General features: G+C 70.1%; 19 protein-coding genes and 1 pseudogene. 10 read left to right on the forward strand and 10 right to left on the reverse strand.

Annotated features, from left to right (window positions below):
- Nucleotides 1-72 precede the first annotated feature (72 nt).
- The gene (locus OG542_RS03400; RefSeq protein ID WP_311129184.1) at nucleotides 73-1,689 is read left to right on the forward strand and encodes an MDR family MFS transporter; all 1,617 of its coding nucleotides are present in this window, start codon (nucleotides 73-75) and stop codon (nucleotides 1,687-1,689) included.
- Between the two features lie 31 nt (nucleotides 1,690-1,720).
- Here the strand turns inward: OG542_RS03400 and OG542_RS03405 are convergent, their stop codons facing one another.
- Nucleotides 1,721-2,101: a hypothetical protein gene (locus tag OG542_RS03405; protein WP_311129183.1), complete on the reverse strand. Its 381-nt coding sequence runs from the start codon at nucleotides 2,099-2,101 to the stop codon at nucleotides 1,721-1,723.
- A gap of 102 nt (nucleotides 2,102-2,203) precedes the next feature.
- On the opposite strand from OG542_RS03405, the gene sigJ reads away from it, so the two are divergent.
- A complete protein-coding gene (gene sigJ / locus OG542_RS03410; RefSeq protein ID WP_328408042.1) occupies nucleotides 2,204-3,121 on the forward strand; it encodes an RNA polymerase sigma factor SigJ in 918 nt (305 codons plus the stop codon).
- Here sigJ and OG542_RS03415 read toward each other — a convergent pair.
- The 5 genes from OG542_RS03415 to OG542_RS03430 form a co-directional block, all read right to left on the reverse strand.
- Nucleotides 3,118-4,590 carry an MFS transporter gene (locus OG542_RS03415; protein WP_328408044.1) on the reverse strand — a complete coding sequence of 491 codons (1,473 nt, stop codon included), beginning with the start codon at nucleotides 4,588-4,590 and terminating at the stop codon, nucleotides 3,118-3,120. The two genes, sigJ and OG542_RS03415, sit on opposite strands and share 4 nt — an antisense overlap.
- A gap of 309 nt (nucleotides 4,591-4,899) precedes the next feature.
- Complete coding sequence (locus tag OG542_RS40650; RefSeq protein ID WP_106434236.1) at nucleotides 4,900-4,989, reverse strand: putative leader peptide; 90 nt, start codon at nucleotides 4,987-4,989, stop codon at nucleotides 4,900-4,902.
- A gap of 37 nt (nucleotides 4,990-5,026) precedes the next feature.
- A complete protein-coding gene (locus OG542_RS03420) occupies nucleotides 5,027-5,926 on the reverse strand; it encodes a dihydrodipicolinate synthase family protein (RefSeq protein WP_328408046.1) in 900 nt (299 codons plus the stop codon).
- A gap of 29 nt (nucleotides 5,927-5,955) precedes the next feature.
- Nucleotides 5,956-6,921: a MerR family transcriptional regulator gene (locus OG542_RS03425; protein ID WP_328408048.1), complete on the reverse strand. Its 966-nt coding sequence runs from the start codon at nucleotides 6,919-6,921 to the stop codon at nucleotides 5,956-5,958.
- 82 nt (nucleotides 6,922-7,003) lie between these two features.
- Nucleotides 7,004-7,471, reverse strand: coding sequence for a GNAT family N-acetyltransferase (locus OG542_RS03430; protein ID WP_328417747.1), 468 nt, complete (start codon nucleotides 7,469-7,471; stop codon nucleotides 7,004-7,006).
- Nucleotides 7,472-7,658: 187 nt separating this feature from the next.
- On the opposite strand from OG542_RS03430, the gene OG542_RS03435 reads away from it, so the two are divergent.
- Together OG542_RS03435 and OG542_RS03440 are read left to right on the forward strand one after the other, a co-directional pair.
- Nucleotides 7,659-8,093 (forward strand): VOC family protein, encoded by a 435-nt coding sequence (locus OG542_RS03435; protein WP_328408050.1) that lies wholly within the window; start codon nucleotides 7,659-7,661, stop codon nucleotides 8,091-8,093.
- 272 nt (nucleotides 8,094-8,365) lie between these two features.
- Nucleotides 8,366-9,550, forward strand: a complete 1,185-nt coding sequence (locus OG542_RS03440) for a type III polyketide synthase (RefSeq protein WP_328408052.1) — start codon at nucleotides 8,366-8,368, stop codon at nucleotides 9,548-9,550.
- 83 nt (nucleotides 9,551-9,633) lie between these two features.
- On the opposite strand, the gene OG542_RS03445 is transcribed toward OG542_RS03440, so the two are convergent.
- Both OG542_RS03445 and OG542_RS03450 read right to left on the reverse strand, forming a co-directional pair.
- Nucleotides 9,634-11,805: an ATP-binding SpoIIE family protein phosphatase gene (locus OG542_RS03445; protein WP_328408054.1), complete on the reverse strand. Its 2,172-nt coding sequence runs from the start codon at nucleotides 11,803-11,805 to the stop codon at nucleotides 9,634-9,636.
- A gap of 169 nt (nucleotides 11,806-11,974) precedes the next feature.
- Nucleotides 11,975-12,598: a LysE family translocator gene (locus OG542_RS03450; RefSeq protein ID WP_328408056.1), complete on the reverse strand. Its 624-nt coding sequence runs from the start codon at nucleotides 12,596-12,598 to the stop codon at nucleotides 11,975-11,977.
- Between the two features lie 170 nt (nucleotides 12,599-12,768).
- Between OG542_RS03450 and OG542_RS03455 the strand changes: the two genes are divergently transcribed.
- From OG542_RS03455 to OG542_RS03470, 4 genes are all read left to right on the forward strand, one after another.
- On the forward strand, nucleotides 12,769-13,278 hold the full coding sequence (locus OG542_RS03455) for a GNAT family N-acetyltransferase (RefSeq protein WP_311129174.1): 510 nt from the start codon (nucleotides 12,769-12,771) through the stop codon (nucleotides 13,276-13,278).
- An 11-nt stretch (nucleotides 13,279-13,289) separates the two neighbouring features.
- A complete protein-coding gene (locus OG542_RS03460; protein ID WP_328408059.1) occupies nucleotides 13,290-14,000 on the forward strand; it encodes a maleylpyruvate isomerase family mycothiol-dependent enzyme in 711 nt (236 codons plus the stop codon).
- A 623-nt stretch (nucleotides 14,001-14,623) separates the two neighbouring features.
- Nucleotides 14,624-16,018, forward strand: a complete 1,395-nt coding sequence (locus OG542_RS03465; RefSeq protein WP_328408061.1) for a prolyl oligopeptidase family serine peptidase — start codon at nucleotides 14,624-14,626, stop codon at nucleotides 16,016-16,018.
- 137 nt (nucleotides 16,019-16,155) lie between these two features.
- The gene (locus tag OG542_RS03470) at nucleotides 16,156-17,427 is read left to right on the forward strand and encodes a poly(ethylene terephthalate) hydrolase family protein (protein WP_328408063.1); all 1,272 of its coding nucleotides are present in this window, start codon (nucleotides 16,156-16,158) and stop codon (nucleotides 17,425-17,427) included.
- Nucleotides 17,428-17,625: 198 nt separating this feature from the next.
- Here OG542_RS03470 and OG542_RS03475 read toward each other — a convergent pair whose 3' ends face one another.
- On the reverse strand, nucleotides 17,626-19,272 hold the full coding sequence (locus OG542_RS03475) for a glycoside hydrolase family 27 protein (RefSeq protein ID WP_328408065.1): 1,647 nt from the start codon (nucleotides 19,270-19,272) through the stop codon (nucleotides 17,626-17,628).
- Between the two features lie 494 nt (nucleotides 19,273-19,766).
- On the opposite strand from OG542_RS03475, the gene OG542_RS03480 reads away from it, so the two are divergent.
- Nucleotides 19,767-21,410, forward strand: a complete 1,644-nt coding sequence (locus tag OG542_RS03480) for a glycoside hydrolase family 43 protein (protein WP_328417749.1) — start codon at nucleotides 19,767-19,769, stop codon at nucleotides 21,408-21,410.
- A 47-nt stretch (nucleotides 21,411-21,457) separates the two neighbouring features.
- Nucleotides 21,458-22,495, forward strand: a pseudogene (locus OG542_RS03485) (endo-1,4-beta-xylanase); the annotation flags it as partial.
- 127 nt (nucleotides 22,496-22,622) lie between these two features.
- Here OG542_RS03485 and OG542_RS03490 read toward each other — a convergent pair.
- A complete protein-coding gene (locus tag OG542_RS03490; protein WP_328408067.1) occupies nucleotides 22,623-23,636 on the reverse strand; it encodes a LacI family DNA-binding transcriptional regulator in 1,014 nt (337 codons plus the stop codon).
- Between the last annotated feature and the right edge of the window lie 11 nt (nucleotides 23,637-23,647).

The raw sequence follows: 23,647 nt of genomic DNA on the forward strand, positions 1-23,647 counted from the left end.
TGCGGGCCGCTCCGGAACCCCGGGGCGGCCCGTGCCCGTGCGTTGCACCCGCTCCCATCCCAAGGACGACACGTGACCTTCTCCGACACCCAAGAACAGGGCGCGTCCGGGGACATACCCCCGCGGCTCAGTCACCGGCAGATCACCACCGTCATGTCCGGGCTGGTCCTCGGCATGTTCCTGGGGGCGCTGGACCAGACGGTGGTCTCGTCCGCGCTGCGGACCATCGCCGACGACCTGCACGGGCTGACGGCCCAGGCGTGGGTGACGACCGCGTATCTCATCACCGCCACCCTCGCGACGCCGCTCTACGGCAAGCTCTCCGACATCCACGGCCGCAGGCCCGTCTACCTCGCCGCGATCGCCCTGTTCACCGTCGGCTCACTGCTGTGCGGATGTGCCACGTCGATCTATGAACTCGCGGCGTTCCGCGCCGTTCAGGGGCTCGGTGGCGGCGGGCTCATGTCGCTGGCGATGACGATCATCGCCGACATCACCTCCCCGCGGGAGAGGGGCCGCTACCAGGGCTACTTCATGGCCGTGTTCGGCGGCGCCAGCATCGTCGGCCCGCTGGTGGGCGGTGCGTTCGCGGACCGGGCCGATCTGTTCGGCATCGCCGGCTGGCGCTGGATCTTCCTGATCAACGTGCCGCTCGCCGCCGCGGCCGCGGTGACGATCATGCGTGTGCTCCGCTTCCCGCACCGGCGGGTGCGGCACCGGCTCGACTACGCCGGGGCGCTCGCCCTGGCCGTGGGCCTCGTGCCACTGCTGACCGTCGCGGAGCAGGGCCGTGCCTGGGGGTGGGGCTCGCCCCTGGCCCTGTCGATGTACGCGATCGGTGTGGCAGGTCTGGTCGTGTTCCTGGTGGTCGAGCGGAGGTCGGGCGACGCCGCCCTGCTGCCGCCCCGTCTGTTCCGCATCCGGACCTTCCGGCTGGGCGTCGGGCTGCACTTCGTCGTCGGCATCGGCATGTTCGGCGCGATGACGACACTGCCGCTCTACTTGCAGCTCGTACGCGGCATGAGCCCCATCGCGGCGGGCCTGGCCACCCTGCCCACGGTCGCCGCGAACCTCGCGGTCACCCTGCTGACGGGCCGGATGATCGCCCGGACCGGCCGGTTCAAGGTCCATCTCGTGGCCGGTGTCGGCTCGTTCACCGCGGCGATGCTCGTCTTCGCCACGCTACGGGCGGACAGCCCGCTGTGGCATCCGGCGCTCGGCATGGCCCTGATGGGTGCGGGACTCGGCGCGTCGATGCAGACGCTCACCACGCTCGCGCAGTGCGAGGTGCCCCGTACGGACATGGGCGCGGCGACGGCGTCGGTCAACTTCTTCCGCTCCAACGGCGGCACGGTGGGCACCGCGGCTTTCCTGTCGATCCTGTTCACCACGGCGGCCGGCAGCATCGCCGACCGGCTGGCCGAGGCCCGCCAGGACCCGGGCTACCGCCGGCTGCTGGCCCAGCCCGACAACGCGCACGCCCTGACGGGAGTGCTCCGCCCCGACGGCGGCGTCGGCCTGGAGGACTCCGCGTTCCTGCGCGCCCTCGACCCGAGCGTGTCCCTGCCGTTCCTGGAGGGCTACGTCGCCTCGATGCGCATCGTCTTCCTCACGGGCGCCGTGGTGTCCCTGGCCGCCTTGGTGATCGCGGCCTGGCGGGTCCCCGACCTCACGCTGTCCGACGAGTAGCCGGTGTCCGGGTGCCGCACCGCGTCGGACCTCAACGCCGGGCCAGTGCCAGCACGCTCAGACCGAACATCAAGACGCCCAGGGGGAAATGGACCGACGGCACGTGCGCGATGCCGAGCACGACCTGGGCCGAGGCGAGAACCAGGAAACCTGTGGCGTGCCAGACAGGCCGGGTCGAGCCGCCGCCCGGCTTCCACGCCAGCACCGCCGCGAGCAGGTACAGCATCGACGCCCCGTACATCACCCGGGCTCCGACATCATGCAGCATCGCCCCGTAGGACGAGGTCACCAGCAGTCCGGCCGAGACCGCCTGAAGGAAGACGGTCAGGGTCTGCAGGGCGATCGCGATCCGCAGGAACGAGGAAGTGCGCTGTGCGTTCGCCGTATCCGTCACCGTCACCTGAGTGGCCATGTCACAGTCCCCTTTGCCCGCCGTCGGGCGGTAGATCGATAAGGTCTCACCAGACCGACGACGCGGGCCCGCGAAAGGTAAGGCGAGGGGGCGGCCGGAAGCATGGGGACTGTCGGGGCCAGGACGGATGAGATAGCCGGCGAGCGGCGCCGACTGATCAATGTCGCTTACCGGTTGCTCGGTTCGATGACCGAGGCGGAGGACGCCGTACAGGATGCCTACGCGCGCTGGTACGGGCTGTCGCGAAGCCGGCAGGAGGAGATCCTGTCCCCCGGCGCCTGGCTGACGACGGTGACCAGCCGCATCTGCCTGGACCTGCTCGGCTCGGCACGAGCGCGCCGTGAACGCTATGTCGGCGCGTGGCTGCCCGAGCCGCTGCCCGACCGCACCGAGTGGGACCACGCGGGTGGCGCCGACACCACCGGCCCAGCGGACCCCGCCGACCAGATCGTCCTGGACGAGTCGGTGACCATGGCCTTCCTCGTCGTCCTGGAGTCGATGACGCCCGCCGAGCGGGTGGCGTTCGTCCTGCATGACGTCTTCCGCTACCCGTTCGCCGAGATCGCCGGCGTTCTCGGCCGTACCCCGGCCGCCTGCAAGCAGCTGGCGGCCACCGCCCGCCGGCGGGTGAGCGTCGCGCGCGCTCCGGTGCCGGCGACCGGCCGGGCCGACGTGGTGAGGCACGTCAAAGAGGCATGGGAGACCAAGGACGTCGCGGCCCTCGTCGGACTCCTCGACCCGGCCGCCGTGATGACCGCCGACGGCGGCGGCATGGTCGGCACCGTCCTGCGCCCGGTCGAGGGCGGCGCACGCATCGCCCAGTACATGGTCGCCATCGCCGACAAGGCTCCCGGGCTGGAACTCCTGGAGCGGTCGGTCAACGGTGCGCCCGGCCTGGTGGCCCAGCGCGCCGGCGTCGTCATGACCGTAGCCGCGTTCGATGTCTCCGACGGACGCGTCACCCGCATCTGGGCGGTCCGCAACCCGGAGAAACTCCGGCCGTGGGCACGGGAGGACTAGCCGTTCCTCGCTTCCCCCTGTGGGGGCCGGCTGTGTCGTCCGGGCAGGTGGGTGACGCGGCTGGCTGGGGTGTGGCCGCCGATGCCGGTGTGGGGCCGGTGGTGAGCCCGAGGGGGCGCCGTTCCGGTCGGGACATGCAGATCGCCGTCCCGCAGCCGGCCGGTCGCCCACACACTGACCAGTCCGGTCAGTGCCAGATAGCCGCAGGCCCACCACGGGCTGCCCGAACCGAGTGCCAGCAGGGCGGTCATGATCAGCGGGGTGACGCCGGACGCGAAGATGCCGGACATCTGGTAGACGAAGGACATGCCCGTGTACCGGACCGGGGTGGGGAAGAGGGGGGCGAACAAGGTGCCCTGGGCACCGTAGAACCAGGCGTGCACGACCCCGAGTGTCACGACCAGCGCCGCCGCGAAGGCCCAGGTCCCGCCGGTGCCGAAGAGCCAGAACGCCGGGAAGACCGAGGCCGAGAACGCGGCCATGCCGGTGACGTAGACCCGGCGGGCTCCGCGGCGGTCGACCACCGCCCCGGACACCGGTATCAGCACGGCCATCACGAGTGCCGCGGCGGTGACCGCGAGCAGCACCGGCGTACGGTCCAGCCTGAGCGTTCCGGTCGCGTAGGTGATGGCGAAGACGGCCCACGTGTTGAAAGCGGCCCCCTCGCCCCACCGGGCGAGCATCCCGAGCAGGACGTGCCGACGTGCCTGCGGCGCACGCATCAGCTCCACCAGAGGCGCGGAACGCGGCAGTTCCCGAAGGCGGCGTACGGCACGGAACGCCGGCGTCTCGTCGATCTTCAGCCGCACGGCCAGCCCGACCACCACCAGCACCAGACTGACGAGGAAGGCGATCCGCCACCCGTAGGCGAGGAACGCCTCGTCGCTGAGGGCGTCGCTCAGCAGCGCGAACACGCCGGTGCCCAGCGCCAGTCCGAGAGCCAGCCCGATCTGCGGGCAGCTGCCCAACCGGCCCTTGCGGCCGTCGGGCCCGTACTCCACGGCCAGCAGCACCGCCCCGGCCCACTCCCCGCCCAGCGCCACGCCCTGCGCGACCCGCAGGACCAGAAGCAGCGCAGGCGCGAGGATGCCGACCTGCTGATAGGTGGGCAGCAGACCGATCAGGGCGGTGGAGACGCCCATCAGCCCCATGGTGAAGGCCAGGGTGTGCTTACGGCCGATCCGGTCTCCGATGTGCCCGAAGAGCAGACCGCCCACGGGGCGGGCGACGAAGCCCACGGCGAACGTCGCGAAGGACAGCATCGTGCCGACCGTGCCGTTGGATGTGGGGAAGAACAGCTTGTCGAAGGCGAGCCCGGCAGCCGTGCTGTAGAGGAAGAAGTCGTACCACTCCACGGTGGTGCCCAGCAGACTGGCGAGCACCACGGTCCGCAGCCGGGAAGGAGCAGGGGCATCCTGTTCCGGCTTCTGGGCTTCCGGCGTCCCCGACGGTACGGGGGCGGCGCTCATCGGGCACCACCGCCCTGGTCGGCCGTCCGGCCGAGGAGGTCGGCGGAGACCCGGCGGCGGTCGCCCGTTGTGGGCGGGAACAGGGAAAGGGCATGCGCGGACATGTGACTCCGAGTGGGGTGCGGAGACGGCGTGCGGGCATGCCGGCGCGGTGACGTACGTCAGGGACGCGTCGGGGCACGCAAGGGCGCGTGAAAGGGGATGGCCGCAGCCTTGACCGGTGCGCATGGTGCTGTGGGGGACGCGGAGGCACGAAGGCTGACGACCCGGTGGCCCTACGCCGCCGGGGAACTCATGGGCTCTTGGTCGTCAGCCGCGACAGGTCGCGCTGGACTGGCGGCACAGATCGACGTGCAGTCGTCCCACGAGGATGTCGGCGGCAGCGGTCATGCCAGGCATTGTGCGTGAGTTGCCCCGCCAAGCTCAAGCGGGCGGATCACGCGTTCGTTCCCAGGGCGAGGTGCTCCAGGACGGTGACCAGTCGGCGTCGGGCGTCGGGGGGCAGGCCCCGCAGTGGCAGCGGGAGATTCGGCTCGGTCGCGAGGCCCAGATGCGAGGCGGCCGCCGACATCACACGCAGGCCGCCGTGCTGGCGGATGAGCTCCCAAAGGGGCTCCAGCCGCTCGGAGTGAGCCGTGGCTCCAGCCGCGTCGCCGGCCTGGGCGGCCCGGGTGAGGGCGAGGGCGGTGGCAGGGAAGAGGCCGCCCGTGACCGAGTACCACGCGTCGCATCCGGCGTTCAGTCCGGTGGCCGCCGCCCAGTCGCCGCTCACACCGACGCTGACCGTGTCCGGGAGCAGCGCCCGCAACGCCGCGACGCGCTGTCGCGCGGCTGCCCGGTCGTCGGGCACCGGCGGAATCTTGACTGCGGCCACGTTCGGCAACTCGGCGATACGGCCGTGGAGTTCGTCGGTGAGGTGGACATGGGTGGTGCGGGGGTTGTCGTACACGCACAGCGGCACTGACAGCTCACGGGTGACGCTCTCGTACAGGCCGAACACCTCGTCGTCGGTGAGGGCCTGATAGGTCATCGGGGCGAGCAGGACCGCGGACACGCCCGCCTTCTGCGCGTCCTCGGCGACGGCGAGTACCTGCGAGGTGCGCAGTGCCCCGATGCCGGCCATGACCGGGACACCGTCGGCGGCTTCGACCGCCAGCCTCGCCACCCGGGCGCGCTGCTCGCGTGTGAGATAGGCGTAGCCGCCGGTGGAGCCGAGGGCGCCGATGGAGTCGACGCCCGCGGCGGCGAGACGGGAGACGAGGGCGCCGAACGCCCGCTCGTCGATGCCCTCTTCCGTCGTGGGCGTGAGAGGGAAGGCGCTGAGGCCGCGGAACATGGAAGGACTCCTCGGTATGGGTTGCTTCATCACGTCGTGAGCGGAGGGTTCTCGCGCAGCCAGGCCAGGACCTGCCGGGCGTGCTCGTTCGGCGGGAAGACCGGGTAAAAGGCGTGCTCGATCACGCTGTCGCGGACGACAAGTGTCAGTCGCTTGAACAGTCTCGTCCCGTCGGCCTCGAAGGTGGGCAGTTTGAGGTGGTCGGCGAGACCGAGGGCGGGGTCGGAGAGCATGTCGAAGGGCAGACCGAGCCGCTCCACGACCTCGTTCTGGTAGTCGGTGTCCTGGCTGGACAGTCCGTAGACGCGGCCGGCGCCGGCTTCGAGGAGGTCCTGGAAGTGGTCCCGGAAGCCGCACGCCTCCGGGGTGCAGCCACGGGCGCCCGGGATGGAGTTCCAGCCTTCCGGCAGGTCGGTGCCGGGGCGTCCGGTGAGGGGGTAGATGTAGATCACCGTGCGCCGAGGCCCGAGCGTGTCCAGCCGGATCGCTCGGCCGGCGGTGTTCAGCAGCGCCAGGGGCGGCATCCTCGTGCCGGGCAGGTGGGCGGCGGCACCGTCGTCCTCGGGGACGGGCAGCTCCGCGGGCAGGGTCAGGTGGCTCCCACCCGCTGTTCCGGCCTTCTCCGGCGGTGCGGCCCCGCTGCCCCGGTGGGCCGCGATCTGCAGGTTGGTGATCAGCGTCGCACGGCGGGCGCTCAGTGCCTCGATCCGCTCGGTGAGTTCGTCGATGGCCTCCCGGTAGGCGGCGAGTGAGGCGGGGCAGTCGTCGGCGTGCCGGCTCCCGGCGGCCAGGCACTCGAGGAAGGGCCGGGTGCGCTCGACCGGGATGCCCAGTCGGTGCAGGGCCCTGATCTCCCGCACGAGACGTACGTCGTCTTCGGCGTAGTCCCGATAGCCGTTGCCGAGACGCCCGGGCGTGATCAGCCCCAGGGACTCGTAGTACCGCACTGCTTTCGTCGTCACGTCGGCCCGACGCGCGAGCTCACTGATCCTCATCTCGCTCACCTCACTGCTCGCACGCTAAACCCTGCCCCGGAGGGCAAGGTCAAGCGAGGTGGCTGCCCGCTGCGCTGCTTGATCAGGCAGGAACTTCAAAGATGAGTTCGAGGCCGTCTTCCTCGTCCCATTGCTCTCCGACCTCCACGAAGCCGAACCCGGAAATCGTTGCCAGGGATGCGGTGTTGTCCGGACTGATCGTCGCCCGCACGGTCCTGACTCGGGCTTCGGCAGCGGCCCGCCGCACCAACGCGGTCAGTATCGCCCTGGCGTAGCCCTGACGACGGTGGACGGGGACCACCGAGTAACCGAGCTCCACCATGCCCACGTCGTCCGGCGGCCCGTGGAACCCGGCATACCCCACGACGGCACCCTCCGGCTCGGCTACCACCGCCTGCGTGAGCCACCCCGCGCAACTCGGGTCCGAGCTCAGCTGATTCACCCGATACCGCCACACCCACTTCGCCCTGTCGGTGACGAAGTACTCGGTGAGTGCGACACCCGCTTCGGCACTGGCTTGAGCCAGATCGTCCTTCAGCAACGCGATCATGGCTGTGCTCGACAACTCAACGAATCGCACGGCCTTCGTGCTCGTGGGGACTGAGGTCCGGCGTTCGGCTTCGTCTGTCACAGCGCGAATAGTCATGGAGAGCCCAGGACGTGTCCAACTGTTTTCGCAGCGGCCGGTTCCGGTTTCAGGCAGAGGTGGGTGCGGAGCCCACTGCTATGGTGCGCCGATGTCATCGATCAAGCAGTTCCAAGTCACCTTTGACTGCGCGGAACCTGAGCGCGTCGCTCGTTTTTGGTGCGAGGTGCTGGGGTACGTCGTACCGCCGCCACCGGAGGGGTTCGCCACTTGGGACGCTTACGATCGTTCGCTGCCGCCTGAGCGTCAGGGTGCATGGTTCGCGTGCGGTGATCCCTCAGGTGTGGGCCCGCGACTGTATTTCCAGCGCGTCCCCGAAGGCAAGGCCGTCAAGAATCGGGTGCATCTTGACGTGCGGGTCGGCACCGGGCTCGTGGGCGAAGAGCGCCTGGCCGCACTCGAGGCCGAGTGCGCACGACTGGTCGCGCTCGGCGCGGTACACGTGCAGACACTGCGCGCCGACGGCGTCAACGAGTCGTGCATCCCGATGCAGGACGTCGAGGGAAACGAGTTCTGTCTCGACTGAGGGACCTTCGGAGCGAGGAGCCGGATGCCCGGCTGCCGCCGCTCCCCACCCTCCCCGGCGGGCCCCAGCAGTGTGCGCCGTGTCACGCATGGCAAAAACCACCTAAGTTGCCCAGATCACAGCGTAAATGTCCATTTAGCGTCCATTCTCGAAACGGACGCAGAAGCACGAAGTAGAGCGCATCGCCATTGACTTGGATGCGCCGTGCCTAAGTGATCCATGACACAGCCTTCGTGATGTTCTGCCTCGTTCCCCGTAGAAAGGTGCTGACCATGGCCGCATACCTGTGCCCGCCCGCCGTGATACACGGCGAGCACACCGTGAAGACCAGCCAGATCGTGGCGGAGGTCCGCGACCGGCACCCGCACGCCGCGTGGACGCCGCGGATCGACGGCATCGCGGCCAGTACGGGCATCGAAACCCGCGGGTGGATGCTGCCGCTGGAGACCGCCGTCGCGCCTGGCAACGGGAGCACCCTGCCGGCTGCCGGCATCGGGCCGGCCCGAGAGGCTCTGGCCGGCGACGGGTTCACCGAGCAGGACGTGGATCGCGTGATCGCCGCCCTTGAGGCGATACCCGCGCCGCAGACCGTCCAGGAGCGCACCGCGCCGGCCTGGGCGGCCGTGCGGTCCTGCGGGGAGCGTGCGGCGCGCGGGGCCCTGCAGATCGCCGGGCTGGACGCCGCCGACGTCGACTGCTTGATCACCAGTCACTCCACCACCCCAGCACTGCCGGGGCTGGACGTCGCCCTGGCCAACGAGCTCCCGCTGCGCAACGACGTGATGCTGCTGCCGGCCACGCAGTGGGCCTGCGTCGCCGGGACCCGCTCCCTGGCTCTGGCGGCGGATCTCGTGGCCGCGGACCCCGACCGGGTGATCCTGGTCGTGATCGCGGAGGCACTGAGCACGACCTACCAGCCCGCGGACGACACTCTGGAGTCCTTGATCGTCCGGTTGCTGTTCGCGGACACCGCGGTCGCCGCGGTGGTCACGGGCCGCCCGAGGCCCGAGTCGGTGCTGCGGCTGGACGCCGCCTGGCACCACACCCTGCCCGGCACCCAGGACCTGCACCGCCTGGAGACACGGGAGGACGGCACCCACTTCGTGATGGACCGGCGCGGGCCGCGTGCCGTACAGGAGACGGTCAGCGCGATGTGGGAGTGGTTGCGCCTCCGCTACCAGGACGACCCCGGCTCCTGGCACCCCGACGTTCTGCTCGCGCACCCCGGCGGGACGCGGGTGCTGGAGTACATGGAGCAGACGATGCCCGACGGGTGGCCTTCGGGGCTGCTGGACTACAGCCGGGACAGCTACACCAGCGGCAACCGCGGAGGCGCCGCCGTCTTCGACATCCTGCGGAGAGCGCACGACGCCGGGCAGGAACGGGGCAGTCGCGCCGTCCTGTACGCGGCGGCCCCGGGCCTCACGGCCACCGCCCTGGCAGGGGAGTGGCTGTAGCGCGAGCTCGCGCCACGGCCGTGCCGGAGACAGCCGCCCGTACCACCGGTGACTCCGCCCGGCCTGCCCTCTCCTCAGCCGCGTCACCTCGCGGCTGTCGCCACTGACGCCCAGACCACCTTGCCGGTGTCCGTCCACCGCACCCCCCACCGGGTGGTGAGTCCATGCACGACGTGCAGTCCACGACCGCCGTCGTCGAGGAGCCCGCCCCGGCCCAGCCGGGGCCTGCCGTTGCCGGTGTCGCCCACCTCGCACAGCAGCCCGTGACCGGCCCTGATCAGCCGTACCGTGATGGGTCCGTCGGCGAAGCGGACCGCGTTCGCGACCAGTTCGCTGACCACCAGCAGCACGTTGTCCCGGGTGTCGTCTCTGGTGTGCCATCGCCCCAGCAGCGCGGAGACCAGCGTGCGGGCCCGGGCGGCCGCGTCCCCCCGGGCGGGCAGACGCCAGGTCGCGGTGTCCCCCTTCCGGTAGCCGATCATGCGCGCGAGCAGGAGGGTCACGTCGTCGCGCCGGCGCACGGGCGCCAGGTCGGAGACCAAGCGCCGCGCGGCCTGCGGCAGGGCATCCCAGGGATGCACCGTGGACACGGCGTCCGCCAGCCTGCCGATGCCCTCGTCGATCGACAGGGCGGGATCCTCCACCAGGCCGTCGGTGTAGAGGGCGAGCAGCGAGCCCGGGGGTACGGCGAACACGTGCACGACGAACGGCTCCCGCAGCGCGAACTCGGCGCCCAGCCCGGGGTGGGGGCGTACTGCGACAGGGCCGGCGGGCCCGTCCGGGGGCACCAGGACCGGGGGGAGGTGGCCGGCGCTGGACAGCGCCACGTGGTGGCTGACCGGGTCGTAGACGGCGATGCAGCAGGTCGACCCGAGTGCGCTGTAACCGGCCGCCAGCCCGGACTCCGTGTCGTCCAGCAGCGTCACGGTCTCGTCCAGGTGCTCCAGCACCTCGTTGGGCGCCAGCCCCGCGGACAGCAGCGCGCGGGCCTCCATGCTCAGCTGTCCCATGGTCGCCGCGGCTCCCAGACCGTGCCCGACGACGTCACCGACCACCAGCGCGGTACGGCCGTCCGGCAAGGGAAAGCTGTTCACCCAGTCACCGCCGACGCCCGCGCTGTCGGGGGTGGCGGGCTGGTAGACACTGGCGGTCTCGATGGTGTCGCCGCCGGACCGCGGCAGCAGCCGGCGCTGCAACGCCAGCACCTGCGTGTGCTCGCGCTGGTGCTGACGGGCCAGGTCAACGTGGTGAGAGGTCCTGGCAACCAGCTCCTGCAGGTCGAGCAGCTCGCCGTCGTCGAAGGGGCGGTCCGCCCGCCGCCAGATCTCCGCCACACCCAGAACGACGGGCGGCGCGCCGTCCAGAACCAGGGGTATGTACGCCACGCCCGCCGCTCGGTCACCGGGCACCAGGGCACGTACCAGCCGCGCACTGCCGAGTACCTGCTCGATCGCCGCCCGGTCGGGTATGACGATGGCTTGCGCGGCATCGTCACGCCGCACCGCCTGCGACAGCAAGCGGCTCGCATCGCTGGGAAGATCGTCGCCGGGAGTCACGTAGCCATCGGGCCACGCCCGGTCCGGCACCAGGGCCGCTCGCCGCAGCCGGATACGCCGTTGCGGCTGCTCCGTGACCACCTCGCCTGTCCACACAGCCAGATCGAGGTCGATGGCGGCCACGTCTCCCCAGGCCAGCAGAGACTCCGCCAGCGACTGTGCGGTCTCGCCGATGTCCAGCGAGGTGCCGATCGCGGTCTCGGCGGCGTACAGGTGCAGCCTCCTGGCCATGGCGATCAGGGAGACGGTCAGGCCCTCCTGAGGCGCCGCGGCTGCCAGGATGCTCATCGAGACCACCAGCTCCGACCCGTCACGGCGCCGCAGCCGCTGGACCCGGGCGACGTGCGGCTCACCGCTCTCGAGGACCTGCCGCAACCGCCGGGTGACCGTCGGTACGTCCCAGGGAGGCAGAAGATCGACGAAAGAGCTCCCGGTCACGGCCTCCACCCCCGCGAAAACGGGGGCGTCCAGATTGGAGCGGGTGATTCTCAGATCCCGGTCAAGGTTGACCGCGCCGAGAATTTGCTCCTGACGGCCGGAGGCCGGATCGGCGTGTACGCGCTGGCGGACCGCACTGTCACCCTGCGGGGCGGCAGAACCGGCGGCCGCTGCCGCTCCGCCGCGTGGGATGTACTGCCCCAAAGCGCCGCTGACCATGTCGAACGGCGACGCGGACGATGGGGACGGGGTGGAGTCCATGCGGCTCTCTCAGCTCGCTCGCCAACCCCGGCACAGCGCCGGGGCCGTACCAGAACCCGGGCGACAGGGCCCCGAGATTCCTGACCGCACACCTCATTCAATAACACCCGCGGCCGCTTCAACACCCGGGGCCGCTTCGCCTACGCCTGCCTCGCTCTTGAGTCGATCCTCAAGACTCTGCAGCCAGACGCACCCCCAGTCCCACCAGGAGTGCCCCGAACACCTGTTCCATACCACGCTGAACGGACTGTCGTCGCAGCACTCCTCCCACACGTCCGGCCAGCCAGACCAGCGGCAGGTACCAGATCAGGTCGATCACGGCCCAGATCAGCGAGAAGGCGAGCAGCGTCGGAAGGACAGGCGCTCCCTGCGGAACGAACTGCGGCAGGAAGGAGACGGCGAAGACGCCGGCCTTCGGATTGGCGACGTTGGTGACCAGGCCCTGCCAGTACGCCCGCCGAAGCGATACGGGGGCCGTCTCCCCTGGTCCCTCATCCGGCGGGCCCGCTCGCCTCGCCTGCCACAAGGCACGCGTCCCCATCCACACCAGCACCGCGGCGCCGGCCATCCGGATGATGTCGTAGGCGACCTGCGAGGCCAGCAGCAGGGCCGAGAGACCGAAGGCGGCGGCGAGGCCCCACATCAGCACCCCGCACTCATTGCCCAGGACCGTGGCCATGCCGGTCCTCCGGCCGTTCACCACGGCTCGGCGCAGGATCACGACCGTGCTCGGCCCCGGGACCATGGCGATCAGGAAGGCCGCACCGACGAACGCGAAGACGGAAGTCATCATCCAGGCAGCATCGTGAAGCGTGTCGATGCCCCACAAGGCCCTTCTCGGCACGGCTGCGCACGCCTTCCCCGCATCATCCGTCAAGGCCAAGCCCACGGTCGGGCTCACGCCGCGGGGAAGGCGCGGAATTCGCTGGACACGGCTCGGCACGGTGGCCGATGATCTCCGGCATGATCCGGGCCGCCACGATGGACGACGTCGCCACGATCCGCGCGATGATCCGCGAACTCGCCGCATACGAGAGGGCCGTTGAGCAGGCTCGAGCGACCGACGAGCAGCTCCGCGAGGCGCTGTTCGGACAGCATCCCGCCGCGTTCGCCCTGATCGCCGAGGACGACGAGACGGGCGAGGCCGTGGGCTTTGCCCTGTGGTTCCCCCGTTTCTCGACCTGGACCGGCACGCGCGGCATGCACCTGGAGGACCTCTACGTACGGCCGCACGCCCGAGGTGGAGGACACGGCAAGGCTCTGCTCGCGTCCCTTGCCACGGTCTGCCGGCGGAACGGGTACGAGCGCTTCGAGTGGTGGGTCCTGGCCTGGAACGAGCCGACGATCGACTTCTACAAGTCGCTCGGCGTGGACTTCCTCGACGAGTGGAGGGTTTGCCGGCTGAGCGGTGAGCCTCTCAGAGAGCTCGCTGCGCAGGCCCCGCCAGTCCTCGACCAGACCCCGGCCCTGTAGGGCAGCCGGTCATGCACCCTCCTGTCGCAGCAGTGCTCGAAGCCCACCGGACACTGGAAAGGCTCGTCGCCGAACTGAACGACCAGCAGGTCGCCTCGGCATCCGCGCTTCCGGGCTGGTCACGCGGCCATGTCCTCGCTCATCTCACCGACAACGCGCGCATGTTCGCCCGTATCGCGGAGCATGCCCTGCGCGGTGAACTCGTAGCGGGCTACGACGGCGGGGTGGACGAACGCAACGCCATCATCTCGGCCACGGCGGGCCGCAGCGCCGCCGAGCACCGCGCGGAACTCGCCGCGCACACGACCGGGCTCGAGGCGGCCTGGGCACGCGCCACCGACATCGACTGGAGCCGCCCGGTCACGTTCCGCAACGCGGACCTCGCCGCCACCGTCTTCGCACGCTGGCGCGAGGCATGGATCCACATGGTCGACCTGGAACTCGGCGTGCGGCCGGACGACTGGCCCGAGGAGCTGGCCGCGCATGCCATCGGCTTCCTCCTCGGCCGCCTTCCGGCAGGAACACGCATCCGTGCCCAGGACGGGTGTCGCCAGTGGTCCGTAGGCGGCGGACCGCCGGGCACGGTGGTCACCGGACGCGTGCGCGACCTGGCGGCCTGGCTGGCCGGACGTACGCCTACGGTCTCACCGGTGGCGGTGGAGGGACTGCCTGCTCTCGGGCCCTGGCCGCCCCACCCGCCACAGCGGCTGGACCGCGTGTGACGTCGTCACCGGGCAGGGTGTGAGGGACGTGCCGGCCTTGGTCCGAGCAGCGGGCATCGACGGCTGCGCTGCCGTCGCGCCGTGACCGCGTCCCCGTGGCCCGCCCGACAGCGGGATTCCGTTCTCGAAGGGAAGGTCAACGACATCGTCGCCGACGCCATCTCTCTGCGGCGGCCGCGGTGAAGCTCTCGGCTCGGGAGACGGCCGCTTGAATTGATGCGCTGATCGCATGGACAGATCTCGGTTTGATGCTGGACAGGGATCCGGTAGTGCTCCGAAACTCTCGCGTATACCTCGGCCCGTCCCCGCCCAGCTCCCGCCCACTGCCGCCGAGGGCCGTCCCCGAGAAAGCGAGCGCCGCATGCTGGCAGCCCTGGGCTTCGGCACGATCGCCGTCTTACCGCTGCCCGCCATGACCGAACGCGCCTCGGTTCTGGTCGCTCTGATCCTGCTTCCGGCGCTGGCTGCGCTCATCGGCGGGTCCGCGGGCGATCTGGGCGGGTTGATTCTCGGTGGGCTGTCCAAGGTGACTTCCGTCCGCTCCCGTGAGTTCGGAGCCGGACGACCGGATCCACACACCACGGCACCCGGTCCGGGTGCCCCACCGAGCGAGACGAGGACGCATGAGATCGATCCCCAGACGTACGGTGCTCGCCGTCACCGCGGGTGTGGTCGCGGCGCCGACGGTGAGCACGGCGACCGCGGCGGCCGCCGACGCCACGACAGCCCCGTCCGAAGGACGGCCTGCGGTCTCCGGACTCAATCCGGTCCTGCGGACGGACCTCCTCACACGGGTGACGCCGAGGAACAACTGGCTGGTGACAGCCGTCGCCATCCAGTACGCGCATCGCATCGATCTACGCGGCGGGGCGGTCCCGCCCGCCGCCTTCCAGGTGCAGGCCACCGTGGGCGGACGGACAGCGGCTCGCACGGTGACCCGGGTCTACTCCAACGCCTCCGCCGAAGTGGACGACCGCTCTCACCCCGGACGACCGGGGGACCGCCTGATCGTCGAACTCGATCCGGACGACTCCAACGCCCGGGCGGCCGGCACCGATCCCCTTCCGCTCGACCGTGCCTACTCCGTCAGACAAGTGGCGGACGTGCGCACCCCGGAAGGCGAACTGATACTCAGGGCCGGTCCGTTCGCGAACCGGAACGACGACGTCATCACTCCCGTGGCCGACGACTTCGCCGCCGGTTCCTTCACCGACTCCGCAGGTTCTGAACTGGACTTCCGGCTGTACCAGCCTGCGGGGTACTTACGGAACCCGCAGACCCGCACGCGGTACCCGCTCGTCGTCACCCTGCACGGCGGTGGCGAAGTCGCCGACAACAACATGACCCAGCTCACTTCCAACCGGATCGCGGTGACGTTCGCCAAGCCGGAACGACAGCGCCGCAACCCCGCGTTCATCCTCTCTCCGCAGATCCCCCTGCCCCGTCCCATGGACGGACCCGACGGCACGGACTGGACCGACCCGAAGGTCCAGGCCGCGCTGATCGAACTCATCGACACCTTCGTGCGCGAGCACTCGCGCAACGTGGACACCGACCGGGTCTATCTGGTCGGTCTGTCCTCAGGCGGTCGCGGCATCTACGGTTTGCTGGCCAAGCGACCCGAGGTGTTCGCGGCTGCCCTGCCCACGGCCGGCTGGGGCGACGCGGCCACCATGGAAAGGATCACGCACATCCCGATCTGGGCCGACCACTCGGTCGACGACCCGGTCGTCCCCTACCGGGAGGGCCGGTTCGGCAACCCCGGCACCTGGACCCTGATGAACGCGCTGGAGACCGCCGGTGCCCGGGTCAGCCGTGGGGAGTGGGCCAACGACCTGCCGAAGGCACAGTTCGAGGCCCGGTCACGGGCCCTCCTACGGCAGGCCCGGGCCACGCGCAGCCACGTGCTGTTCACGAGTTACACGGCCGGAACGACACCGGTGAGCCCACACCTCTCGTGGGCCCAGACGTACGAGAACGACGTGGTCATCGACTGGCTCTTCGCCCAGTCCCGGTAGCCGGCCGTTCGCGGCGGTCACCCCGCGCACATCACTGTCCGGTTACCGCGCTCTCATCGCCTTCCGGAGGTAAAGCAATGCGTCCACGCAGTCGTTCGACCGACACCACCGCGCCGTTACGGACCCGATCCCGACCCATGACGGCACTGATCGCACTGGCGACCACCATCGGCCTGGCGCTGACTCTGCTGACGGCCACCGCCGCGCCGGCAGCCGCCGCCGACTTGCTGTCGCAAGGCAAGCCCGTGACCTCCTCGTCCACCGAGAACACCGCCACCCCCGCGTCCGCGGCGGTGGACGGCAACACCGGGACGCGCTGGTCCAGCACGTTCAGTGATCCGCAGTGGCTGACGGTGGATCTGGGCGCCACCGCCACCCTCAGTCAAGTGGTGCTGCGCTGGGAGGCCGCGTACGCACGCTCTTTCCGGATCCAGACCTCCGACAACGGCACCGCCTGGACCACCATCCACTCGACCACCACAAGCACCGGCGGCGCGCAGACCCTCGACGTGAAAGGCAGCGGCCGGTACGTCCGCCTCTACGGCACCCAGCGCGGCACCGCCTACGGCTACTCGCTGTGGGAGTTCCAGGTGTACGGCTCCGGTGAGGGCACCCCTCCGGGCAACGGCATCCCGGACCCAACGACCGCTTCCCTGGAGGCCGCCAACGGGCCGCTGACCACCGCCACCTACACCGTCCCCAGCCCGAGCGGGTACGGCTCAGGCACGGTCACGTATCCGACGGCCAGTGGCCCGTACCCGGGCATCGTGCTGATGCCGGGCTATCAGGGCACACAGCAGAACCTGCAGTGGCTCGCGCCCCGCCTCGCTTCCTGGGGCTTCGTCGTCATCAACGTCGGAACGAACACACTCACCGACGATCCGGAGTCGCGCGGCCGCCAGATCACCGCCGCCGGCACCCAGTTGCTCGCGCTCGGCGACGCTCCCGGCAACCCGCTGTCGGGGAAGCTCAACGGCACCTTGGGCGCGACCGGTCACTCCATGGGCGGTGGTGGCGTCATGGCCGCCCTCCGGGACGACTCGCGCTTCCGGGCGGGCGTGCCGACTGCCCCGTACCACCCGAACGGGAACTTCTCCGGAGTCACCGAGCCCACCTTCTTCCTGACCTGTCAAAGCGACTCCGTCGCCCACGGCAACACCTACGCGATGCCCTGGTACAACTCCATGTCCCAGGCCGAGAAGCTCTACATCGAAGTTCCAGGCGACCATCTGTGCCCGATGACGGGCTACGGCGACAAGGCCAAGCAGGGCAAGTGGATGGTGTCGTTCTTCAGCCTCTGGCTGCGCGCCGACACCCGCTTCAGCCCGTTCCTGTGCGGTCCCGCTCGTGACGCCGACAAGAACGACACCTCCCTGGTCACCCGCTGGAAGGACACCTGCCAGTTCTGACCGGCTCGCTCGGAGCGCTCCGCGGCCCGCCGACGCAGCGCTCCGAGCCCGCTCCCTGCGCCGTCTCTGCCATGCGGCCGTCCGGGATGCGCAGGATGAAGCTCCGGTTCTTTCCGCCGCTCCGGATGGTGTGTACCGCTCGTCAGAGCGGTGGCCTTGCCCATCCGGGGTCGTTGGAACATCGGCCGGAGCGGGGTGTCACACGTGGGTCCACTTCTGGTTGGCCTGGCCGTTACAGGTCCACAGGACCAGCGGCGTTCCGTTGGCGGTGCCGGCCCGGTCGGCGTCGAGGCACAGCCCGGCGTGGACGTTGCGGATCGACCCGTCGGAGCCGACGGTCCACTTCTGGTTGTTCTGGCCGTTGCAGGGCCAGGTGACGACACGGGTGCCGTTGGTGGTGCCCCGGTCGTAGGCGTCCAGGCACTTGTCGCCGAAGACGCGGATCTCGCCGCCGGCCCACGTGGTCCACAGCTGGTTGGCGGCCGTGTGGCAGTCCCAGATCAGCACCGTGGCCCCGGCCGCGGTGGAGGCGTTGTCCACGTCCAGGCAGCGGCCCGAGCCGTTGCCGCGCAGCCGCGAGGTGGTGGCGGCCAGCGGGCTGCCACCGCTCACCCGGAACACGGCCACGCCGTGCGCGGGGACGCTCGCCGAGATCTGCCCGGACGTGTTCGTCGTACCGCCGGTCCACAGGTCCGTGAGAGTGAACGACCCGCCGGACAGGCCGACTTGGGCTGCTGTCGTGGTCACCGTCGCAGTGCCGCCTCCCCGGTTGAACAGGCCCACCGCGACCGAGCCGTCGGACAGGGGCTTGGCGAACACCTCGGTGCCGCCGTCGTCGCGCACCCTGCGCCCGCCCGCGCCCAGCGCATCCTGGTTCACTGACAGCAGACGCGGATTGCGCAGGATCGCGCTCACGTCGGCGGACATGGTGCGGATGTCGTTGCCGGCCATGAGCGGGGCACCCAGCAGCGCCCACAGGGCGAAGTGGGAACGGGACTCGGTCAGTGACAGACCGGGACGGCCGACGACCAGCATGTCGGGGTCGTTCCAGTGCCCCGGGCCCGACTGCGCCGCCAGCGGCGCTGTGACGTCCAGGACGTTGCCGACGCCCATCGGATAGCTGTTGGTGTTGCCGTTCTGCCAGATGTCGAGCAGGTCCTCGGTCGTCCGCCACAGGTCGGCGACCTCGCCCCAGTTGTATGTGGCGCCGGTGGGGGCGTGGAAGCTGTTGGGGTTGATGCTGTAGACGATCGGCCGCCCGGTGGCGCGCAGGGCGTCGCGCATCAGCGTGAACCGCGCGACCTGCTCGTCACGCGTGCCGCTCGAGGAACACCAGTCGTACTTGAGGTAGTCGACGCCCCACGAGGCGAATGTGGCGGCGTCCTGGGCCTCGTGCCCCTTGCTGCCCGTGGACCCCGGGTAGGTCCCCACGGTCTGCGCGCAGGTGCGCTCGCCCGGCACCTGATAGATGCCGAACTTCAGGCCCTTGCTGTGGATGTAGTCCCCGAGCGCCTTCATCCCGCTGGGGAACTTGGCCGGATTGGCCCGCAGGTTGCCTGCCGCGTCGCGCTGCGGGTCGAACCAGCAGTCGTCGACCACCACGTACCGATAGCCGGCGTCCCGCATGCCCGAGGACACCATCGTGTCGGCGGCCTGACGCACCTGGGACTCGGTGATCCCGCATCCGAAGCTGTTCCAGCTGTTCCACCCCAATGGTGGGGTGAGCGCCGGACTGCCGGGCGCGGCCGAGGCGGTGGAGTGAGCGGAGGTCGTGATGGATGCAATGACCGTCAGTGCGACGGCCGCGAGAAGGTGGAGCGGTCGTCTGCGTGATCGTCTGGACACCGTGGAACTCCTCGGCTCGGCGGGTGATGCGATCGTCGGCGGGCCGTGCGGGGCGCGGTGCGGGCAGAACGCGACAGGAGGGGGCGCACCGGCGCCCGCCAGACATGGGATGTCAGCTGCGTGCGGGCAGCTCATGTCGTGCGTGCGGCACGTGCGGGTTGTTCGAAATTTAGGTCTGATTTCGGATCGCCGACGTCACGGAGTGTTGGAGAGACTGCTGAACATGTCAACAGCACACGGCCGGTCAGCTGCTCATCGCCACCCCGCCGACCGCCGACCGCCACAGATCGGAGCGTCTTCGGTGATCTGTAAGCCCACTCGAGCGTCGAAAGATTTCGCTGCCAGTATCGAATCATGCGGGGCATATTGACGGGAGCTGTCGACCTCCTATCATCCAGGAAGCCCGATGAGTCGATTGGCGTTCGCGCTCTCGAACGCTGGGGGATCGACCCGCCATCCAAGCGCTTCCCTCGTAGAGAGAACGACACATGGATATGTCATGCTCTCAACAACCCGTGGGCCGCCGCCGGGCGCTGGCCGCCGCCACCGGCCTGGCCGCCGGCGCCTTGCTTCCTCTGACCGGAGCCTTCCGCGCCGCCGCCTCCGCTCCCGCCCGGGAGTCGGCCCTCACGGCCGCCGCGGAGTACATGAACCCGGTCATCTGGCAGGACTTCGCGGATATCGATGTCATCCGCGTCGGCGGCACCTACTACGCCTCGGCCTCGACGATGCACTACTCGCCGGGCGCCCCCGTCCTGCGCTCCTACGACCTGGTGAACTGGGAGATCGCCGGTCATTCGGTGCCCGTCCTCGACTTCGGCGCCAAATACGACCTGAACGGTGGCCGTGGCTACGTCCGCGGCATCTGGGCGTCGTCGCTGGCCTACCGCCCGAGCAACAGGACCTTCTACTGGCTCGGCCAGATCGACTTCGCCAGGACGTACATCTACACCGCCACCGCCGCCGAAGGCCCCTGGAACAGACTCACCACGATCAGCACGCCGTACTACGACGCCGGGCTGCTCGTCGACAGCGACGACACCCTGTACGTGGCGTACGGGAACACGACCATCAGCGTCGCCCAGCTCTCGCGCGACGGCCGCACCCAGGTCCGCACGCAGCAGGTGTTCAGCACCCCATCGAGTGTCGGCACCCTGGAGGGAGCCCGCTTCTACAAGATCAACGGGCAGTACTACATCTTCCTGACCCGCCCGGCCAACGGCCAGTACATCCTGAAGTCGTCGAGCGGCCCCTTCGGTCCGTACACCATGCGGCAAGTGCTCCTCGACCTGCGCGGACCGATCCCCGGCGGCGGCGTCCCGCACCAGGGCGGGCTCGTGCGGACGCAGAACGGCGCCTGGTACTACCTGGCCTTCGTGGACGCGTACCCCGGCGGCCGGATGCCCGCCCTGGCACCCGTCACCTGGACCTCGGACGGCTGGCCCGTGGTGCAGCTCGTGAACGGCGCATGGGGCACCTCGTATCCCCTTCCGGCCGTGCCCACTCCGCCCCGCCAGGTCACCCCCCTGGTCGGTGTCGACACCTTCGACGGCACAAACCTCAAGCCGAGGTGGGAGTGGAACCACAACCCGGACAACACCAAGTGGTCGGCCGGCAGCGGACTGACCCTGCGGACCGCGACCGTCACCAACGACCTGTACTGGGCCCGCAACACGCTCACCCACCGCATCCAGGGGCCCACCTCCACGGCCACGGTCGACCTCGACTTCTCGGCGATGCGCGACGGCGACCGGGCCGGGCTCGCGCTGCTGCGTGACTCCTCCGCCTGGATCGGGGTCAAACGCGAAGGCGGCGCGACGCGGGTGGTGATGGTCAACGGGCTGACCATGGACGGGAACTGGAACACCACCGGCAGGGGCACCGAGGTCGCGAGCGCGGCCGTGTCCGGCAGCCGCGTCCGGCTGCGCGCGGCCGCGGACATCCGCCCCGGCGCGGCACGCCCCGGAACCTTCTCTTACAGCCTCGACGGCATCAACTTCATCCGCCTCGGGCCCGCCTTCTCCATGGGTAACGACTGGCGGTTCTTCATGGGCTACCGATTCGCCCTCTTCAACCACGCCACGCAGGCGCTCGGCGGCGCGGTCCGCGTCACGCGGTTCGAACTGTCCACGCCCTGAACGACGGCATGGATCGCACCACCCAACCCCCCAATGCGAGGAGAACCATGAACCCGCTGAAACGGCTCGGCCTTCGCCGAGCCTCCGTCTTAGCCCTGCTGGCCACGGCCGCGCTGGTGACGCCCGGGACCGCGACCGGCGCACCCGACGGCGTCCAGGCCGGCACACTGGGTGCCCAAGCGGCCCAGTCCGGACGGTACTTCGGAACCGCCGTGGCTGCCGGCAGGCTCGGCGACGGCACGTACACCGGCATCCTGGACCGCGAGTTCAACTCGGTCACACCCGAGAACGAGATGAAGTGGGACGCGACCGAGCGGTCCCGCGGACAGTTCACCTTCGGCGCCGCCGACCAGATCGTCAACCGCGCGGCGGCCCGAGGCCAGCGCGTGCGTGGCCACACGCTGGTGTGGCACTCCCAACTCCCCGGGTGGGTCAGCTCCATCAGGGACGCGAACACGCTGCGCAGTGTGATGAACAACCACATCACCACCGTGGCGAACCGCTACAAGGGCCGGATCCACTCCTGGGACGTGGTCAACGAGGCCTTCGCCGACGGCGGCAGCGGCCAGCTGCGCAGCTCGGTCTTCCGGGACGTGCTGGGCAACGGGTTCATCGAGCAGGCGTTCCGCACGGCTCGGTCGGCCGACCCGGCGGCCAAGCTCTGCTACAACGACTACAACATCGAGGACTGGAACGCCGCGAAGACCCAGGGTGTCTACCGCATGGTGCGCGACTTCAAGTCGCGCGGCGTGCCCATCGACTGCGTCGGCCTCCAGGCCCACTTCGGCGCCGGCGGCCCGCCCGCCAGTTTCCGGACTACGCTGTCGAGCTTCGCCGCCCTCGGCGTGGACGTACAGATCACCGAACTCGACATCGCGCAGGCACCGCCGAACGCGTACGCCAACACGGTGCGGGCCTGCATGAACGTGCCGCGCTGCACCGGAATCACCGTCTGGGGCATCCGCGACAGCGACTCCTGGCGCAGTGGGGAGAACCCCCTGCTGTTCGACCGCGGCGGCAACAGGAAACCGGCCTACGCGTCAACGCTCACCGCACTGGGCGGCACCCCCACAGCGCACAAGGCATGAACCCCAGCGCCAGCGGCGACTACAACTCCCTCCCCTGGCGGCTGGGCCTGCTCACCCAGACCAACTCCACCTGCTGACGACGTGGGCCCCGACGCTCGTCCGGGGCCCACGCCCACATGGCCCGTCAGGCGCTTGAGCGGGTGACCAGGCGCGTGGGCAGGATCAACGGGGTGGGGTCGTGTCCGTTGATGAGCGTGACGAGCATGCGCGCCATCTCCCGTCCGAGAGCCGTTATGGGCTGATGAACGGTGGTGAGGGGCGGATCGGCGACCTGGGCAACGGTCAGGTCGTCGAAGCCCACCACAGCGACGTCGGCGGGGACCGCCCGGCCGGCCGCGCGCAACGTGCGCAACGCCCCCGCCCCCATGTTGTCGTTGGCAGCGAACACCCCGTCCAAGTCGGGGTGGTTGGCCAGCAGAACGGCCATGGCGGCGGCTCCGCTGGGCTCCGTGAAGTCCCCCTCCTGCGGCGGCAACGGATCGAGGCCGGCCGCCAGCAAGGCGTCCCGGTAGCCGCGATACCGGGCGCGCCCGGCCCCGGTGTCCAGACGCCCGCAGATCGCAGCCACGCGAGTCCGGCCGCGCGCAACCAGGTACTCGGTCGCCTCGCGCGCTCCGCCGACGTTGTCGACGTCCACGTACCACCGGGGAGCCGAACCGACCGGGCGCCCTCCGAACACGACAGGCATCTCCGCCTCCTCGGCCATGCCGGCCAGCGGATCGTCCTCGCGCAGCGCCATCAGCATGACGCCGTCGGCACCCTTGGACCGGAAGAGCTCCTCAACTCGCTTGCGGCCCCGGTCGGAAGCGGCCAGGCACAGCATCAGATGCAGATCGGCCTCCTCCAAAGCGGTCGACGCCCCCACGATCACCTGGGCGAAAAACGGATCCGCGAAGATCGACGGATCCTCTCCCGAGACGACCAGAGCGGCCGCTCCTGTCTGACGGGTGGCCAGAGCACGGGCGGTCGGATTGGGCACATAACCGAGTTGCCGGACAGCCCGTTCCACCGCCTCCCGTTTGGCACGGCTGACATGTGGCGCGTTGTTGAGGGCACGGGAGGCCACGGAGCGGGAGACACCGGCGCGTTCGGCCACCTCGTCGAGCGTCGGCTGCCGACGCGGCACACCTTCTGCCATGAACCACGAGC

The organism is Streptomyces violaceus (assembly GCF_036014075.1).
GTDB lineage: Bacteria > Actinomycetota > Actinomycetes > Streptomycetales > Streptomycetaceae > Streptomyces > Streptomyces violaceus.

What these genes read in the sequence shown, in the direction of transcription:
- OG542_RS03405 (WP_311129183.1), bottom strand. Translation starts at nt 2,101, where the DNA reads ATGGCCACTCAGGTGACGGTGACGGATACGGCGAACGCACAGCGCACT.
- sigJ (WP_328408042.1), top strand. Translation starts at nt 2,204, where the DNA reads ATGGGGACTGTCGGGGCCAGGACGGATGAGATAGCCGGCGAGCGGCGC.
- OG542_RS03415 (WP_328408044.1), bottom strand. Translation starts at nt 4,590, where the DNA reads ATGAGCGCCGCCCCCGTACCGTCGGGGACGCCGGAAGCCCAGAAGCCG.
- OG542_RS40650 (WP_106434236.1), bottom strand. Translation starts at nt 4,989, where the DNA reads ATGCCTGGCATGACCGCTGCCGCCGACATCCTCGTGGGACGACTGCAC.
- OG542_RS03420 (WP_328408046.1), bottom strand. Translation starts at nt 5,926, where the DNA reads ATGTTCCGCGGCCTCAGCGCCTTCCCTCTCACGCCCACGACGGAAGAG.
- OG542_RS03425 (WP_328408048.1), bottom strand. Translation starts at nt 6,921, where the DNA reads ATGAGGATCAGTGAGCTCGCGCGTCGGGCCGACGTGACGACGAAAGCA.
- OG542_RS03430 (WP_328417747.1), bottom strand. Translation starts at nt 7,471, where the DNA reads ATGATCGCGTTGCTGAAGGACGATCTGGCTCAAGCCAGTGCCGAAGCG.
- OG542_RS03435 (WP_328408050.1), top strand. Translation starts at nt 7,659, where the DNA reads ATGTCATCGATCAAGCAGTTCCAAGTCACCTTTGACTGCGCGGAACCT.
- OG542_RS03440 (WP_328408052.1), top strand. Translation starts at nt 8,366, where the DNA reads ATGGCCGCATACCTGTGCCCGCCCGCCGTGATACACGGCGAGCACACC.
- OG542_RS03445 (WP_328408054.1), bottom strand. Translation starts at nt 11,805, where the DNA reads ATGGACTCCACCCCGTCCCCATCGTCCGCGTCGCCGTTCGACATGGTC.
- OG542_RS03450 (WP_328408056.1), bottom strand. Translation starts at nt 12,598, where the DNA reads ATGATGACTTCCGTCTTCGCGTTCGTCGGTGCGGCCTTCCTGATCGCC.
- OG542_RS03455 (WP_311129174.1), top strand. Translation starts at nt 12,769, where the DNA reads ATGATCCGGGCCGCCACGATGGACGACGTCGCCACGATCCGCGCGATG.
- OG542_RS03460 (WP_328408059.1), top strand. Translation starts at nt 13,290, where the DNA reads ATGCACCCTCCTGTCGCAGCAGTGCTCGAAGCCCACCGGACACTGGAA.
- OG542_RS03465 (WP_328408061.1), top strand. Translation starts at nt 14,624, where the DNA reads ATGAGATCGATCCCCAGACGTACGGTGCTCGCCGTCACCGCGGGTGTG.
- OG542_RS03470 (WP_328408063.1), top strand. Translation starts at nt 16,156, where the DNA reads ATGACGGCACTGATCGCACTGGCGACCACCATCGGCCTGGCGCTGACT.
- OG542_RS03480 (WP_328417749.1), top strand. Translation starts at nt 19,767, where the DNA reads ATGTCATGCTCTCAACAACCCGTGGGCCGCCGCCGGGCGCTGGCCGCC.
- OG542_RS03490 (WP_328408067.1), bottom strand. Translation starts at nt 23,636, where the DNA reads ATGGCAGAAGGTGTGCCGCGTCGGCAGCCGACGCTCGACGAGGTGGCC.